Source organism: Leisingera sp. S2M4, from assembly GCF_055398055.1.
In genome coordinates, this window is sequence record NZ_AP040862.1 from 417,501 (window position 1) to 432,453 (window position 14,953).

General features: G+C 60.2%; 10 protein-coding genes, 1 tRNA gene and 2 rRNA genes (1 of these 13 running past the window's edge). 6 read left to right on the forward strand and 7 right to left on the reverse strand.

Features of this window, described 5'->3' with window-relative positions; genetic code table 11:
• The 3 genes from ACZ52D_RS18215 to ACZ52D_RS18225 all read left to right on the forward strand — a co-directional run.
• Window positions 1-2,452: ribosomal RNA gene (locus ACZ52D_RS18215) — 23S ribosomal RNA — on the forward strand (it extends 376 nt beyond the left edge of the window).
• A 215-nt stretch (window positions 2,453-2,667) separates the two neighbouring features.
• Window positions 2,668-2,782 (forward strand): 5S ribosomal RNA (gene rrf / locus ACZ52D_RS18220).
• A gap of 123 nt (window positions 2,783-2,905) precedes the next feature.
• A tRNA-Met gene (locus ACZ52D_RS18225) sits at window positions 2,906-2,982 on the forward strand.
• Here the strand turns inward: ACZ52D_RS18225 and ACZ52D_RS18230 are convergent.
• The 5 genes from ACZ52D_RS18230 to ACZ52D_RS18250 all read right to left on the reverse strand — a co-directional run bounded on the left by ACZ52D_RS18230 (window position 2,939) and on the right by ACZ52D_RS18250 (window position 8,979).
• Window positions 2,939-4,669 (reverse strand): recombinase family protein, encoded by a 1,731-nt coding sequence (locus tag ACZ52D_RS18230; protein ID WP_464443574.1) that lies wholly within the window; start codon window positions 4,667-4,669, stop codon window positions 2,939-2,941. The genes ACZ52D_RS18225 and ACZ52D_RS18230 overlap by 44 nt on opposite strands.
• 427 nt (window positions 4,670-5,096) lie before the next feature.
• Window positions 5,097-7,322, reverse strand: coding sequence for an AAA family ATPase (locus ACZ52D_RS18235; protein WP_464443247.1), 2,226 nt, complete (start codon window positions 7,320-7,322; stop codon window positions 5,097-5,099).
• A gap of 96 nt (window positions 7,323-7,418) precedes the next feature.
• A complete protein-coding gene (locus ACZ52D_RS18240) occupies window positions 7,419-7,673 on the reverse strand; it encodes a hypothetical protein (RefSeq protein WP_464443248.1) in 255 nt (84 codons plus the stop codon).
• Between the two features lie 57 nt (window positions 7,674-7,730).
• Window positions 7,731-8,333 carry a hypothetical protein gene (locus ACZ52D_RS18245; protein ID WP_464443249.1) on the reverse strand — a complete coding sequence of 201 codons (603 nt, stop codon included), beginning with the start codon at window positions 8,331-8,333 and terminating at the stop codon, window positions 7,731-7,733.
• Between the two features lie 271 nt (window positions 8,334-8,604).
• On the reverse strand, window positions 8,605-8,979 hold the full coding sequence (locus tag ACZ52D_RS18250; RefSeq protein ID WP_464443251.1) for a hypothetical protein: 375 nt from the start codon (window positions 8,977-8,979) through the stop codon (window positions 8,605-8,607).
• A gap of 118 nt (window positions 8,980-9,097) precedes the next feature.
• On the opposite strand from ACZ52D_RS18250, the gene ACZ52D_RS18255 reads away from it, so the two are divergent.
• The gene (locus ACZ52D_RS18255; protein ID WP_420677436.1) at window positions 9,098-9,256 is read left to right on the forward strand and encodes a ribbon-helix-helix domain-containing protein; all 159 of its coding nucleotides are present in this window, start codon (window positions 9,098-9,100) and stop codon (window positions 9,254-9,256) included.
• A gap of 471 nt (window positions 9,257-9,727) precedes the next feature.
• Complete coding sequence (locus tag ACZ52D_RS18260; RefSeq protein ID WP_464443252.1) at window positions 9,728-11,341, forward strand: plasmid recombination protein; 1,614 nt, start codon at window positions 9,728-9,730, stop codon at window positions 11,339-11,341.
• 113 nt (window positions 11,342-11,454) lie between these two features.
• Here ACZ52D_RS18260 and xylB read toward each other — a convergent pair whose 3' ends face one another.
• Complete coding sequence (xylB, locus tag ACZ52D_RS18265) at window positions 11,455-12,900, reverse strand: xylulokinase (protein WP_464443253.1); 1,446 nt, start codon at window positions 12,898-12,900, stop codon at window positions 11,455-11,457.
• 302 nt (window positions 12,901-13,202) lie between these two features.
• Window positions 13,203-13,823 carry a TetR/AcrR family transcriptional regulator gene (locus ACZ52D_RS18270; protein WP_464443254.1) on the reverse strand — a complete coding sequence of 207 codons (621 nt, stop codon included), beginning with the start codon at window positions 13,821-13,823 and terminating at the stop codon, window positions 13,203-13,205.
• Between the two features lie 126 nt (window positions 13,824-13,949).
• Here ACZ52D_RS18270 and ACZ52D_RS18275 point away from each other — a divergent pair, with 126 nt between their 5' ends.
• Window positions 13,950-14,903 (forward strand): SDR family oxidoreductase, encoded by a 954-nt coding sequence (locus ACZ52D_RS18275; RefSeq protein ID WP_464443255.1) that lies wholly within the window; start codon window positions 13,950-13,952, stop codon window positions 14,901-14,903.
• The last annotated feature ends 50 nt before the right edge of the window (window positions 14,904-14,953 follow it).

Sequence of the window (14,953 nt, forward strand, 5' to 3'; positions counted from 1 at the left end):
CTGAAGGACGTATCAAGTAGGGCGGGACACGTGAAATCCTGTTCGAAGATCGGAGGACCACCTCCGAAGGCTAAGTACTCCTTACTGACCGATAGCGAACCAGTACCGTGAGGGAAAGGTGAAAAGCACCCCGACGAGGGGAGTGAAACAGTACCTGAAACCGAACGCCTACAATCAGTTGGAGGCCCCTTGAGGGCTGACAGCGTACCTTTTGTATAATGGGTCATCGACTTGGTCTCACGAGCAAGCTTAAGCCGCTAGGCGGAGGCGCAGCGAAAGCGAGTCTTAATAGGGCGCATGAGTTCGTGGGATCAGACCCGAAACCGAGTGATCTAGGCATGGCCAGGTTGAAGGTGCGGTAACACGCACTGGAGGACCGAACCCACATCTGTTGAAAAAGATCGGGATGAGCTGTGCCTAGGGGTGAAAGGCCAATCAAACTCGGAGATAGCTGGTTCTCTGCGAAATCTATTTAGGTAGAGCGTCATCCGAATACCCCGGGGGGTAGAGCACTGGATGGGTAATGGGGCCCCACAGGCTTACTGATCCTAACCAAACTCCGAATACCCGGGAGTACTAGATGGCAGACACACTGCGGGTGCTAACGCCCGTAGTGGAGAGGGAAACAACCCTGACCTCCGGCTAAGGCCCCCAATTCATGGCTAAGTGGGAAAGCAGGTGGGATGTCCAAAACAACCAGGAGGTTGGCTTAGAAGCAGCCATCCTTTAAAGATAGCGTAACAGCTCACTGGTCTAAACAAGACGTCCTGCGGCGAAGATGTAACGGGGCTCAAGCCATGAGCCGAAGCCGAGGATGCACATAGTGCATGGTAGCAGAGCGTAGTGTGACATAGTCTCATTCCTCCTTAGTTCCTCCGGGAACATTGGAGGAGAGAGGCTTTCGATGAAGCCGGGGCGTGAGCCATCCGGTGGAGAGATCACTAGCGAGAATGATGACATGAGTAGCGACAAAGAGTGTGAGAGACACTCTCGCCGAAAGTCCAAGGGTTCCTGCTTAAAGCTAATCTGAGCAGGGTAAGCCGGCCCCTAAGCCGAGGCCGAAAGGCGTAGGCGATGGGAACCAGGTTAATATTCCTGGGCCAGGAGGATGTGACGGATTGCAAAGGTAGTTCACTCTTATCGGATTGAGTGGGCTGCTCAGCAGTCCCTGGAAATAGCCCTCCATCAGACCGTACCCTAAACCGACACAGGTGGACTGGTAGAGAATACCAAGGCGCTTGAGAGAACGATGTTGAAGGAACTCGGCAAAATACCTCCGTAAGTTCGCGAGAAGGAGGCCCGGGTTCAAGGCAACTTGGATCCGGGGGCACAAACCAGGGGGTGGCGACTGTTTATTAAAAACACAGGGCTCTGCGAAGTCGCAAGACGACGTATAGGGTCTGACGCCTGCCCGGTGCCTGAAGGTTAAAAGGAGGGGTGAGAGCTCCGAATTGAAGCCCAGGTAAACGGCGGCCGTAACTATAACGGTCCTAAGGTAGCGAAATTCCTTGTCGGGTAAGTTCCGACCTGCACGAATGGCGTAACGACTTCCCCGCTGTCTCCAACATCGACTCAGCGAAATTGAATTGCCTGTCAAGATGCAGGCTTCCCGCGGTTAGACGGAAAGACCCCGTGCACCTTTACTACAGCTTCGCACTGGCATCAGGATTGTGATGTGCAGGATAGGTGGTAGGCATCGAAACCAGAACGCAAGTTCCGGTGGAGCCTCCCTTGAGATACCACCCTTCGCACTCTTGATGTCTAACCGCGGTCCGTTACCCGGATCCGGGACCCTGCGTGGCGGGTAGTTTGACTGGGGCGGTCGCCTCCTAAAGAGTAACGGAGGCGCGCGAAGGTTGGCTCAGAGCGGTCGGAAATCGCTCGTTGAGTGCAATGGCAGAAGCCAGCCTGACTGCAAGACTGACAAGTCGAGCAGAGACGAAAGTCGGCCATAGTGATCCGGTGGTCCCGCGTGGAAGGGCCATCGCTCAACGGATAAAAGGTACGCCGGGGATAACAGGCTGATACTGCCCAAGAGTCCATATCGACGGCAGTGTTTGGCACCTCGATGTCGGCTCATCTCATCCTGGGGCTGGAGCAGGTCCCAAGGGTACGGCTGTTCGCCGTTTAAAGAGGTACGTGAGCTGGGTTTAGAACGTCGTGAGACAGTTCGGTCCCTATCTGCCGTGGGTGTAGGATACTTGAGAGGAGTTGCCCCTAGTACGAGAGGACCGGGGTGAACGATCCACTGGTGGACCAGTTGTAATGCCAATTGCAGTGCTGGGTAGCTATGATCGGACAGGATAACCGCTGAAGGCATCTAAGCGGGAAGCCCCCCTCAAAACAAGGTATCCCTGAGGGCCGTGGAAGACCACCACGCCAATAGGCCGGAGGTGTAAGCGCAGCAATGCGTTCAGCTGACCGGTACTAATCGCCCGATAGGCTTGATTTGATCCAGTAACAGACAGTGTTACAGGAAACAGAAAGAAAACCATCCAAAACACAAAACCTGGACAACGTTGATTGTAACCGACGCAGGTTGTTCTGCCTGCCGCCAATCGGCGGTGACATAACAACCCAGCGGCAACGCGCATTTGCTTCGCAAACACGCTGCCTGCCGCTCGCCTGCCTTGCTCCGCAAGGCCGTCGGATTTGGATTTTCCTCGGTTTGGTGGCTACAGCACAAGTGAAACACCCGGTCCCATCCCGAACCCGGAAGTTAAGCACTGTCGCGCCGATGGTACTTGGGCTCAAGCCCTGGGAGAGTAGGTCACCGCCAAACCTAGTAAAATCCAAAACCTCTCTTCAACGATACAAGATTACCCGGAAAACGCGCCGATACGGCAAGTCACCGGATAATAACCGGCCTCAAGTAGCGATCCGCGCGGTAGGCCAAAAAAAGTGTCGCGGGATGGAGCAGCCAGGTAGCTCGTCAGGCTCATAACCTGAAGGTCGCAGGTTCAAATCCTGCTCCCGCAACCAACACAATTTCCTCAGATATATCAAAGGCTTCGGAGCTGCCGTCCGGAGCCTTCGCCGTGTTCGCGCCTTCCGCACCCGTCGCCAGCCGCAGCAGCCCGGCAAGATCGCCCTCAAGGGTCAGATCCAGGCCGTCGCCCTCCGCTGCGGGCGTCAGCACGATCCGCTCCACCAATGCGCGCAGCGCCTCCTTGGCCTCTTCCATGCCTTCGGCGGAGCCAAGCCCCTTGATCAGCCGGGAGACCCGCTCCCGGTAGGCCTCTGCCATCGACGGGTGAAACACCACCGGGTCCGGGGCAGGGGTCTGCGCCAACTCCTGTTTCAGCTGCTGGCGCCGCGTGTCGAGCTCGATCATCCGGTCTTTGACCTGCTCTGCGGGCACGCCTGCGATGATCGCATCCACCAGCTTCTGATGATCCCGTTTGGCACGGGCGAGTGCCTGTTCCTTTTCCTTGCGGCTCCCGGCGGCCGCCGCCTTCAGCCGGTTGCGCTCGGCAGTGTATTCTTCGCAGAAGACCTGCACCGCGTCCGGATCCATCAGGTGGTTCGCCAGTGCATCCAGCACCCGGGCTTCCAGATCGGCCTGTTTGATAGTGCGCTTGTTGCTGCAGACCGCGGCCCCCTTGTTCCGCGCCGGGGAACAGCCGAAACTGTCCTTGGAGATCTTGGCAAAGCCGCCGCCGCAGCAGCCGCAGGCCATCAGGCCGGAAAACAAGGTCTTGGGGCGGCGCCGGTCCCAGACCGGCACATTGGTGCCCGCGGTCTTCAGGTCGCCCTGGCGTGCCCGGACCGCATCCCAGAGATCCTGTTCGACGATCCGCAAATGCGGAACGTCGGTGACCGTCCGCTCGCTTTCTGGGTTCAGCCGCGAGATGCGTTTGCCCGTTTGCGGATCCTTCACGTAGCGCAGCCGGTTCCAGATCTGCCGGCCATTATAGAGTTCATTGTTGAGAATTCCGGTGCCGCGCTGGCGGTTGCCATGGATGGTGGAAGCGCCCCAGTGGCGACCCGATGGGGCGGGAACACCTTCCTGGTTCAGCGCTTCGGCGATCTTCTTCGGGGACAGGCCGCGGGCATAATCCTGGAAGATCCGGCGCACGACCGCGGCCTCCTCCGGGTTGATCTCGCGTTCGCCGCGGATCACGTCGCCATTGCTCGTGAGTTGCGGCTTCATCCGGTAGCCGTAAGCCTTGCCGCCCGCAGATTTGCCCTCGAGCGCGCGGCCCTTGAGGCCGCGGTGGGTCTTCATCGCGATATCCTTGAGCTGGAGCGCATTCATCGTCCCCTTGAGCCCGATATGGATCTCCGAAATCAGCCCCTCGGCGAGGGTCTCGATCGGGAGGCCGTTGAAGCAGAACTCCTGGTAGATGTGGGCGATGTCGGCCTGGTTGCGGCTCAGCCGGTCGAGGGCTTCCGAGACCAACACATCGAAGGTGCCGCCGCGCGCATCGCGCAGCAGCGCCTGCATGCCACTGCGCATGAGGCTGGCGCCCGAGATAGCGCGGTCGGAGTAGGTAGCAACGACTTCAAGTCCCTGCGCCTTTGCGTAATCTGTGCAGCTGCGGATCTGGTCCTCGACGGAAGCGTCGCGCTGCAGATCGCTGGAATACCGGGCGTAGATGGCGGCGCGGAGTTTCGACTTGGACATGGAAGGCCTCCAGTTGCTGGCTCTAATCTGGCTTGTTCTCATCCCGGTGGTCGGCTCGAGCGGCTTCCCGGGCCAGGGCGCGCATCAACGCGTGCAACTGCGCCTGAGTGCCGGGTGCATCGGCCGGGCGGAGGGTGGTTTTATCAGCGGGCGTATCCGCTGCCCGCTGGCAATTGACATAACTCTTTTGGTCCCGTGCCACAGGCCGAGTTCTCCCGCCGCTCCCGAACGGCTGGCCGGGGCGGTCACTTGATGATGCTGATATGGCCGGGATCTGTCCCGGCGGCTGTTGACTTCATCATAACGGGAGCGGGAGGGCGACGGGCCTGGTGAAAGCGGGAACGATGCCGCCCCGGGCCGGGTTTATGTGGATAACCCCGCTGGCGAGGGTCTTGTCTGGCTCCGCGAGGCGGTGCCGGGAAGTTTGCTTCCGGGAGGTCACCGGGCGCAAACTATTATCGGCAGGGAGTTATCCGGAATTTGCGCCAAATGCAGTGGCTGCGTTTGAAATATCATCTCCTGTACCTTCCGGTTCATCAGCCGAAATGCTCCTGCGGGGCAGGTCTTTGAGCCAGGACTTGATGGCGTCGCTGTCGAATTCCCGTTCACGCCTCAGCACCGAAGCCATTTCCCGGAGCAGGTGCCGGTGCGGGTACAGCAGAGCGCGAGCGCAGTCTTCGGCATGGTTGAGCCGGTCTTGAAGGCGCTTGCGTTCTTCTGCAGTCAAACGGGCAAAGTCCGGCGTCCCGAGCCAGGCGTTTCCATGAATGCCCAGTCCCAGCTCATAGTCCATTGACAAAGCAAGTTGTGTAGCTTGCGCCAGATCGGATGCCGCGCTGCCGCCTGCCCCGGCCGAGACAGTCCCGAACAACAACCGTTCCGCTGCGCGCCCGGCGAGATGGATGCACATCTGCCGGTCGAAATCCGCCTCCAGTCCCGCCCCCGGCGGTGTCGTGCGCTCGGTAAACCCTCCGTCGGGGGAGAGGCAGACGCGCTTGATCTCTTCCCCGTAAAGCCAGGCGGCGATTGCATGGCCGCATTCATGCACGGCGATGCGTTCATCCAGCTGCTTCCGGTATCCTTGTTCTTGTCCGAGGACCTGCTCCAGGAATCCGGGCTCAAAGCAGCGCGCTTGGCGCCGCGCCTTGGCGCGGGCTTCGCGGATCGTTGCGTCGATCACGGCCGGTGTTTGTCCGGTCAGCTTCCGGGACAGCGGATCCAGATCTTGCCCGGAGTCCGGGAAGACCTGTTCAAGCATGACCAGGATCTGCTGCCGCGATGGAAGCGGCATCTCGTGGTGCAGATCGAAACGGCCAGGGCGCAGGATAGCCGGGTCGATCTTTCCGGGAAAATTGGTGGCACCGATCAGGAGGATACCTTCCTTTTTATGAAGCAGATCGATCTGCCGTAGGAACTCGTTGATGACCTGCTGGCGGTAGGCTTGGTTGCGGTCACTGGTGTCGGCGCGAGACCCGCAACTGTCGATCTCATCGATGAACAGCACGCAAGGCTTCCGGGATTTGGCGTCTTGAAAACACGCTAGCATCGCCGCCAGCATATCGCCAAGGTGACCCTGTGCTTGCCAGGCTCCAAAGGAGCCTTGGATTAGCGGGACCCCGGCTGATGCGGCGATGGCCTTGGCAAGCACGGTTTTGCCAGTGCCGGGTTCTCCGTGGATCAATAGAGATCTGGACATGTCGCTCCATTTGAGTTCACCGCGTTGCCATCTGTGCAGGTCCGCAACCAAATCTGCCGCAGCCTGGTGCGCGGGAGAGCTGCCGCCGATGGCCTCGAGGGTGAGGGCACTGGCTCCGCTTACCTGCCTCCGGGTTCGGGAAACCGCCGCGGCCAGGCGTTCCGCTACGCTGCGGGCATCCGGTGCGCGCAGTGCCAGCAGAAGCTCCGGGGCACCCAGTCGGGCCAGAGCACTGTCGTCCGGGAGGGCCGGTTCCACGGCCTTCCGGTCGATCTTTCCGGTTGCGCTGTGGCTGTGCTCCATCTGTATGATGAGGATATCGCGGTTCAGCGGCTTCAACTTCACCGGGTCCGGCAAGCTCGCAGCGAGACTGTCCGGGATGCTTTCGCCGTGAGGAAGCAGGACAAGCAGCGGGCAGGGTTGCTGCAGCGCTTCGCACAGGTTGCGCTCCAGACGATAGAGATCACCGGTCCGCGACGTTCCGCTTGATGTGGTGACCTGAAGTACCCGGAGGGCTTGACCACGGGGGTGTTCGTCTCCGCGGGTGGTGACCTTCCACTCTTCGGGCAGGAAACCGGAGCGGCAGGCCGCCAGGATGAAATCCGCGTCTGCGGTGCGGAAACCGGAGAGCACGGTCACGGCACCCGGAGCCAACACGGTGTCCATGACATTCCGGGAGGAAATGAAGGTTGCTGCAAGCCGCAGCGCGATGAGGCTTCGGCTTCCGGGCAGGACGGTTGCAGGGCGGCTGTGCCCCTGGTCGTCCAGCGCCCAGCCGTCTACTCCGCTTTCCCGGAGTTGGTCTAGCTCTGCGCTGTCCCGGTGCTGCGCTCTTGGCAGGTCGTTGAGCGTGTCCAAAAGTCTGGATTTTGGATGGTCTTGAAAAGCGGCGTCACGTTTGTTAGCGGCGCTGAGCTGATCTGAGATCATCCGGCGCAGGACCTGTTTGCCAAAGGAGACCCAGGCGGGACGGGGAGAGTGAAGCGGGAACTGTGTCATCGGTTGTCTCCGGATAAGATGCAGGCAAAGGGGCGCCGCCCTCCCCGGATTCCGGGTTGGCTGGGGCGGCACTGAGGGGGGGCGGATGGAGGAGTGTCAGGCCGCGCCGTCAGTGGCGATCTCGTCCAGCATCCGGAGAATCTCCGCGGTCACGTCTGCGAAATAGATCTCGCTCCTGACATTGATGGATCCGGCATAAAGATCGGGTGGAGCAATACTGTCCGAAAAGGCGGTCTTAAGACGCGCGTGCAGCCGTTTCTCAGTCTGCAGAGCACGTTGCCCTGTCTCCATAGGGACAGTCTTCAGGATCTGTGCTTCCACGCTGCGGTGCTTCAGCAGCTGGTGGCGCAACCTGGAATCCGGGTTCCGGGAAAAGCCCAGCTTTACCAGCTACGCGCCATTTGGAAGCTAGAACCGCATGGCGTAGAGATGGCTTGGCGCGGCAGGCCAGTTCTCTCCGCACCCGCCGCACCCGAAGCGGCCGGTTTGCATGTTGACCCGGGCCACCCTTTGTTCACGTCCGCATTCCCGATGCCGGTACAGACGATAGTTCGGGTCCCCGTCCGGATCGGGGCTGATCAGCTCCCAGCCTTGCGCGGCGGCTTCCTCTTGTTCCTTCCGGCTGTGGCAGGTCTCGCAGCGCACGTCGCAGATCCCCGCGGCCGCGCGCTTGATTAGTTCAAGCTGCCGCCGCAGCCGGTGACCGCAGCCCGCGATGTAGAAGCCGTAGTGCCGGTTTTCCGGGTCGCGGCCTGCCCACTGCAGCCCGGCGGCTTCGGCATCGGCCTGCCACCGGTCTTGAATGCAATGCGGGCAGAGTGGCTGGTTGTTCATCAGTACAAAGAGCTTGCTTACGTGAGTTGCTCCGCACGCGCGGCAACACAGAAGAAGATGATAACGGTCCTGGATGCGCTTCAGAACGTCGAAGCCTTTGCGCGCGGCTGCGTCGTGCCAATGCGCGTGGACTGTGAGTGGGAAGGCGGCGGGCTTGGCGGGACATGTATTGGTCATCGTAAGGTCCATTCGGCAAAGCGGGAGAGAGAGCAGGCGCTGGGGACGCGCCTGCCGAGGGAAACAAGATGTGGAGACGGCAAGACCGGGAGCAAGCGGGCAGTACCGCTGCCGGGGCAGGTCAAGTGTTGTCAGGGATTAGGGGCAGGATCAGACCGGTGCGAAGTCTCGCGATGCCGTGGCCATTTCCACGATTGCATCGACTTGTCGCGCCGCGCGGTTCAGCGCCTGGCGGGCACCGGGATCTTCCGTGCTGAAAAGATCACGATGCTCATACATCAAATGCTGAAGATGCACGGCCTCGTCCGGGCTTCCGGATTCGATCAGAAAGTGTAGCAGCATGCTCATGCGCTGCAGCGGCTGATCGTCGGTCGTGGCAGTCGGGGCCGAAAAAAACATCGGAGGCCAGCCGCAGGCAGTCCTGCCACTGGTTCTCGGCGGCCTCGAAAAAGCCGCTGGTGGCAGGATCCCAGCTCATCGCATGCGACAGGTCGCGCTCCAGCCCGATGGCGGAATCCACCGCATCGTTCAGCTCAGCGAATGTCCGGGAAATCGGCGTGGGCCTCTGGTTTACAACCGGGGCCGTCAATACAGGATGCAAGTCTTTCGCCGCGCTCACGCGCGTGGTAACTCGTGCGGTAGTCATTCTGATCTCCTTGCAGATCGGATTGATGAGGGCGAGGGAAGAGGTTCCAGCTCTTGCCTCGCCCGCACAATATGCGATAATGCCATTATGATGTCAACATCAAAATGGTAATATTAAAATGGCACCTCCCAAGAAAGATACAGCAGCTCTGACGCTTAGACTGCCGCGAGAACTCATCGATGCGATCGACGAAAGGCGGCGGCTCGAGCCTGACGTTCCGACACGCCCAGAAATGATCAGGCGCGCATTGATAGACTGGCTGGACAAGACAAGCTGATCGCCAGCAAGCATTGGAACCGAAGACCTTCCGCCTATCCAGATTATCGAAAAAAAATTAGGCATCCTTGGCCCCCGGCAAGGCGGGTCCAGAACTCCTGTGATGGCAATGTAACCGGGGCGTCAGGGCCAAGCCGGGTGTAGTTTGGCGCCGAAGTGTAGGCAGTTCGAAGCCCAATAGAGACAACCAAAAGCAAACCCAATGCAAGGCCGGGAACCGGCCGCGCAAGCACCCGCAGGGCTGCTGGAGCGCCTCCCCGGCGGAAGGGGCAGACGAGGTAGCTTCAGCTACCTATAGTCTGTCCCTATGGGGAGCATCTGCGCGCGTTCGGCGCGCCATTTTATGCTGCCCCAAGTCTCAGAAAAACAATATGGCAACAGAAATTCGATGATTTACAGGGTGTTATCGGTCGGATCCGCTTTTGCGTTTTCGCTGAGGTCGCGTACTCAATGAAAAAAGGAGTACCGCGGCATGGCATATCAATTCGTCCATATCGAAACCTATTCCCGCAAGCCGAAGAAGGTGAAAGGAACCAAAGACCAGTGGAACTGTGCGCGTCAGGTGTTTGAGGAAGCGCAGCGCAACCCGGACTTCTCCGTGCATGTCGAAAACCCGCGCGCGCCGCTGCCGGTTCTGAGCCGAGGGGCGATGGCCCTCAGTGATCTTCAGGCGCTGCACGATCGGCGCTGCAGCGAGATCCGGGAAACCGTGACCGCGAAATCCGGAAAAACCTACAGCCGAAGCCTGCGGTCAGATGCGCCGACATTGTACACTGAGATCCACTCGCACCCGATGTCGTCGAAAAATTTCCTGGAGGATCGGGCAAAGCACAAGAATGAGATCGCCCGATGGGCAGACCTGGTTGTGCGGGATTTCCGGAAGCGAATGCCGGAAGGCATCACTTTCGCCGGGGTTATCCATCTAGATGAAGCACATGTTCACATGCACATTCTTGCTGTGAATGCGAATGACCCGCGGCTCGATGCGAACAAGCTGCATGTGGGGAAAGCTGCAGCTGCGGAATACCGCGCCGCGCATGACAAGCCGCAGACGCTTTCGTCATTGCCGAAGCCGGAATTGCTGCCGAAACCCAAGAAGCCCAAGAAGCCGCGCCCAAGCAAGAACCGGGTGACCCAGAAAAAGAATATGGCAAAGCATGAAAAGGCATTGGCCGATTGGGAGGCCGCTTGCGCCGGGGTCGAGGCCGTCAATGCCAGGAAGCTCGAAGAATGGTCCGTAGAGAACGGGCGCCATCTGCATGCCGCCCGGAAGAAAGGATCTGGGAAGAATCCGGAGAAGGCCGCTTTCACCGCGGCGATGAAAGCCTTTCAGGACCGCTACTACGAAGCGGTCGGCAGACCCTGCGGGCTTCTCCGGAAAGGGCCAGGCCACGAGCGCCTGACGACCAAGCAATACGCTGCGCGTAAAGCCGGGGCCAAAGCCCGGGCGGAGGAGCAGCTGGCGAACCTTCGGTTCGAGACCCAGCTTGAAGTGCGGGAGCAGGCGCTGGAAGCGCAGGCTCGCCGCGTTGCGGCGGAAGAAAATTCTTTGAAGAAAAAGGAGGCAGAGGTCACGGCAAGAGAAGAAACGGTGTTGAGTAGGGAGAGGGAGGTTGAGGCGAGGGAAAGGTCATTGGAAGAAAGGGACGAACGGGCCGCGCAGCGGGAGGAACAACTGGCGGAACGGGAAGCAGCAATTCGTGCCCGGGAAGAAGAGATCAAGTCGGCTCAGAAACGGGCAGAGGCGTTTAACCTTGGATTGGAATTGATCCGCACAGACCTGCTGCGATGGGTGCCCGATAAGAAAGACCGTAGAGGCAGGCTGGTGTATGGCCCGCGCGATGCCGCGGAACGCCCGCTACCTCTGAAAATGCACGCCCGGCTGGAACCAGCAATGTCGCTGCTCGAAATCCTTCTGAGGATCATCGCAGAGATAATTGAGGACGCATTGCGCGAGCGCAGACGGGAAATCGCCCGGGACGCCGAGACAGTGGCGGAGTGTCGCCGCCAGCTCGGCCTTCAGAAGGATCCTCTAGTCGCCAAGATCGTGCAACGTAACAACACGGACCCAAGGTTCGACGTTTGACTTTTGCAGGCTGAATTTTGGGAGGCTAATTTGTCTCCTTACGCATGTACCCAGTTTTCAGTTCCCTGAAGCGTCACAGCTTCACCGGGTGAGGGTCACAGTTCAGACCAAGATTATCTCTGTAGAGATTGCGCCGCAATATTCCGGTACATGTCGAAGCCAGCAGCATAGGCTTCTTTCAGGTCATGGTCGGGCACAAAGGTTCTTTCGGTCTGCGGCGGCGTCAACACCGTCTCGGCCGTGACCTCCTCGCTTGCCATCAACCCCAGACGTGCCGCGCCCAATGCCGCGCCTTGTGAGCCGCTGCGGGGCAGCTTCAGCGTGAGCCCGGTGATATCAGCGATCATCTGTAGCCATGTCTCCGACCGGCTGCCGCCGCCTGCGACGCTGACGGTTTTGGGTAGCGAGTCCGCGGTCTCCAGCCCGGCGCAGCAATCGGCAAAAGCATATCCGACGCCTTCCATGACTGCCTGCGCCATATCGGGCAAGCCATGGTCCCGGCGCAGGCCGTGAAACGCCCCGACTGCATCCGGGGCGTTGTGCGGGGTTCGTTCACCCGACAGATACGGCAGGAACGTGATCGGAGACGGCGCTGTGACCCGCTCCACCATGGCTGCAAGCGCGGCCGGTGTCTTTCCGGTAATTTGACCGAACCATGCGAGAGCATCCGTGGCAGACAGGATCACTCCCATGTGATGCCAGGTACCGGGTATCGCGTGGCAAAAACTGTGAACAGCGCTTTGTGTGTTCGCCGCAAAGCGGTCGGTGACAGAGAACAAGACGCCCGACGTTCCCAAAGACAGAAATCCATCCCCCGGATTGACGGCCCCCAGCCCGCAGGCTGTTGCAGCGTTGTCGCCAGCTCCCCCGGCAACGGCAACGGACCCGACGCCCCACGCGGCCCTCAATTCGGGGCGAAGGTCACCGGCACGCGCGCTGCCTTCCACCAGACGGGGCATGTGGTCCCGGGTCAGGCCGGTGGCGGCCAAGAGCACATCTGACCAATCGCGCCGCGCAACATCCAGCCAGAGTGTGCCAGCTGCATCCGACATCTCGGACACATGCTCTCCGGTCAGCCAAAGGTTCACGCAGTCTTTTGGCAGCAAAACCTTGCGCGTGCGCGCAAAGGTGTCCGGTTCGTTCTTTTGAACCCACCTCAATTTGGGTGCAGTAAAGCCCGCCATGACGATGTTGCCGCCGATTCCGCGGAAATCAGCGCGGTCTTCAAGTTCGGCACATTCCGCGTGGGAGCGCCCGTCGTTCCAGAGAATGGCGGGACGGAGAGGCACGTCATTTTCGTCCAGCAAGGTAGCACCGTGCATCTGCCCTGAAACACCAATGCCGCGCAGCGCTGCAAATTCAGCGGGCGCTTGAGCGCGCACCTGTTCGATGGCCGCTTTGCAGGCGTCAATCCATGCCCGGGGGTCCTGTTCGCTCCACAACGGGCGGGGGCGGTCGGCGGTCAGCCCGCCATGGCCTTGGGCGAGGGCAGACTGTGTATCATCAATGAGGAGTGCTTTGACGCCAGAGGTCCCCAAGTCTAATCCAAGATACGTCATGGAGCCCCCGCGCAGTAAAGAATTTGGCCGTCGGCGCAATATGCCGGTGACGCGGGAAACTTAGAGCAGGCTGCCAAGATAGTAAAAGGCCAATCCGCTCTCCTGCGCTATCCGGACAAAACCGTTCACAAAAGCATTAGGCTTGGGCGACGCTCTTCATGCTGAGCGTGAGAGCTTTCGGCCCTAAACAGACTTTCGGCAACTTGTTCTACGCCGCGATGCGGCCTTCCCAGAAGCAAACTGACGTCCCACGCAGTGACCTTCGCAAGGCGGGGTGACGTCAGACCATGACGCTCCCTGCTTCACAGCTTCGATCCTGCGCATCCATGGTCTTTCTCGCCGTAATGTGCGAGGAACATTTCCACGCAGTCGGCGATGACGGCATCCGGATCGACCTCGGCTTTCGCCCCCATCAGGAACTGCGGCCAGACCAAGAAATGCTTCACCATCGAAAGGAGCTGCCCTGCGGCAAAGCCCGGCTCAGCCTGGCGGAGCGCGCCGGCCTGCATCGCCTCGTCGATCAGCGCTTGGATGGGGCCATCCTGTATCGCCGCCTTTGCAAAGAAGGCCTGCGCGAGATCCTGATCGCGCAAAAGCTCTGACATCACCAACCGGTTCAGCCCCATGTATCCTTCACCGGTCAGATGGCCGACGTAATTCCGCACTGCCCCCTTCAGCTGCTCTTGCAGCGGCACGTTTGGATCATAGCTCAGCCTGGGCGTCGCCGCGATCTGCTCCAGCAGGATATCGGTGATGGCCTGAAAGAGAACTTCCTTGCTTTCGAAGTGCTTGTAGAGGGTGCGCTTCGACACCTCTGCCAGCTCGGCGATGCGATTCACCCGCGCCGCCGGAAAGCCCTGCTCACGGAATTCCCGGATCGCCGCCTCCAGAATATCTTTTCGTTTCTTTTCAGCCAGTTTCATCGCTCCTGCCTCCCGCATCGCGAAAAATGTAAACATCCGGGTTTACACTCCTGCCGCTCGCCCCTATGTAAACACCACGGTTTACAAACACAAGCACCCCGGGCGCCCCGAGCACTGGAGAACACCATGGCTGACCTCACTTTCGGACCAAAGGGCTGGACGCCTGAACGTCTCGGCGACCTCGCCGGCAAAACCTATGTTATCACCGGCGCCAACGCCGGCGCGGGCTTCCAGGCGGCGCGCATCCTCCTCGGCAAAGGCGCGGAGGTGGTGATGCTGAACCGTAGCGCCGAGAAATCCGCCGCCGCCGTGAAGGAGCTGAAACAGGCGTTCGGCGCCAATGCACCGGTGCGCTTCATCCGTATGGATCTCGCCGAGCAGGCCTCCGTCCGCATGGCCGCCGAAGAGGTGCTGAAGACCACGCAGCGCATCGACGCGCTGATCTGCAACGCCGCCATCGCCCAGGTGCCGACGCGCAAGCTGACGCCCGATGGTTTCGAGAGCCAGCTCGGCACCAACCACTACGGCCACTTTACCCTGTGTGGGATGCTGTTCGACCGCATCGAAGAGACGAAGGGCCGGATCGTCGTCGTCGCCAGCCTCGGCTACAACATGGGCCTCAAAACGATCCGTTTCGAGGACCTGAACTGGGACAAGGGCTATGGCGCCAATGCCGCCTATTCCCAGAGCAAACTGGCGCAGATGATGTTCGCCTACGAGCTTCAGGACCGGCTGGCCGCGGCCGGGCGAAGGGGGGTGAAGGTCTTCGTCTGTCACCCGGGATCGTCGGCGACCTCGTTGATTACGACCAACGGCAGCCGGACGATGCGGCTGATCTGGTGGCTTATGACCAAGACGCCGATGGTCCAGACCGCCGAACAGGGGGCCTACCCGGAGGTCATGTGCGCGGCGGAAGAGGCGCTGACCGAAGAGCGCGCGCTCTACGGACCCACCGGGACAAGGGAATTCGTCGGTCCCGTCGGCCGCGGCACGCTGAATGCACACGCTCACGACAAGCCTGTCATGGTCAGGCTGTGGGAGCGATCCGAGAAAGACACAGGCTTCAGCTGGGACCTGTGAGGGCCTTGTAATCCTGCCGTGGCAGAATAGACCGGGCTTGGGTCGGTCGG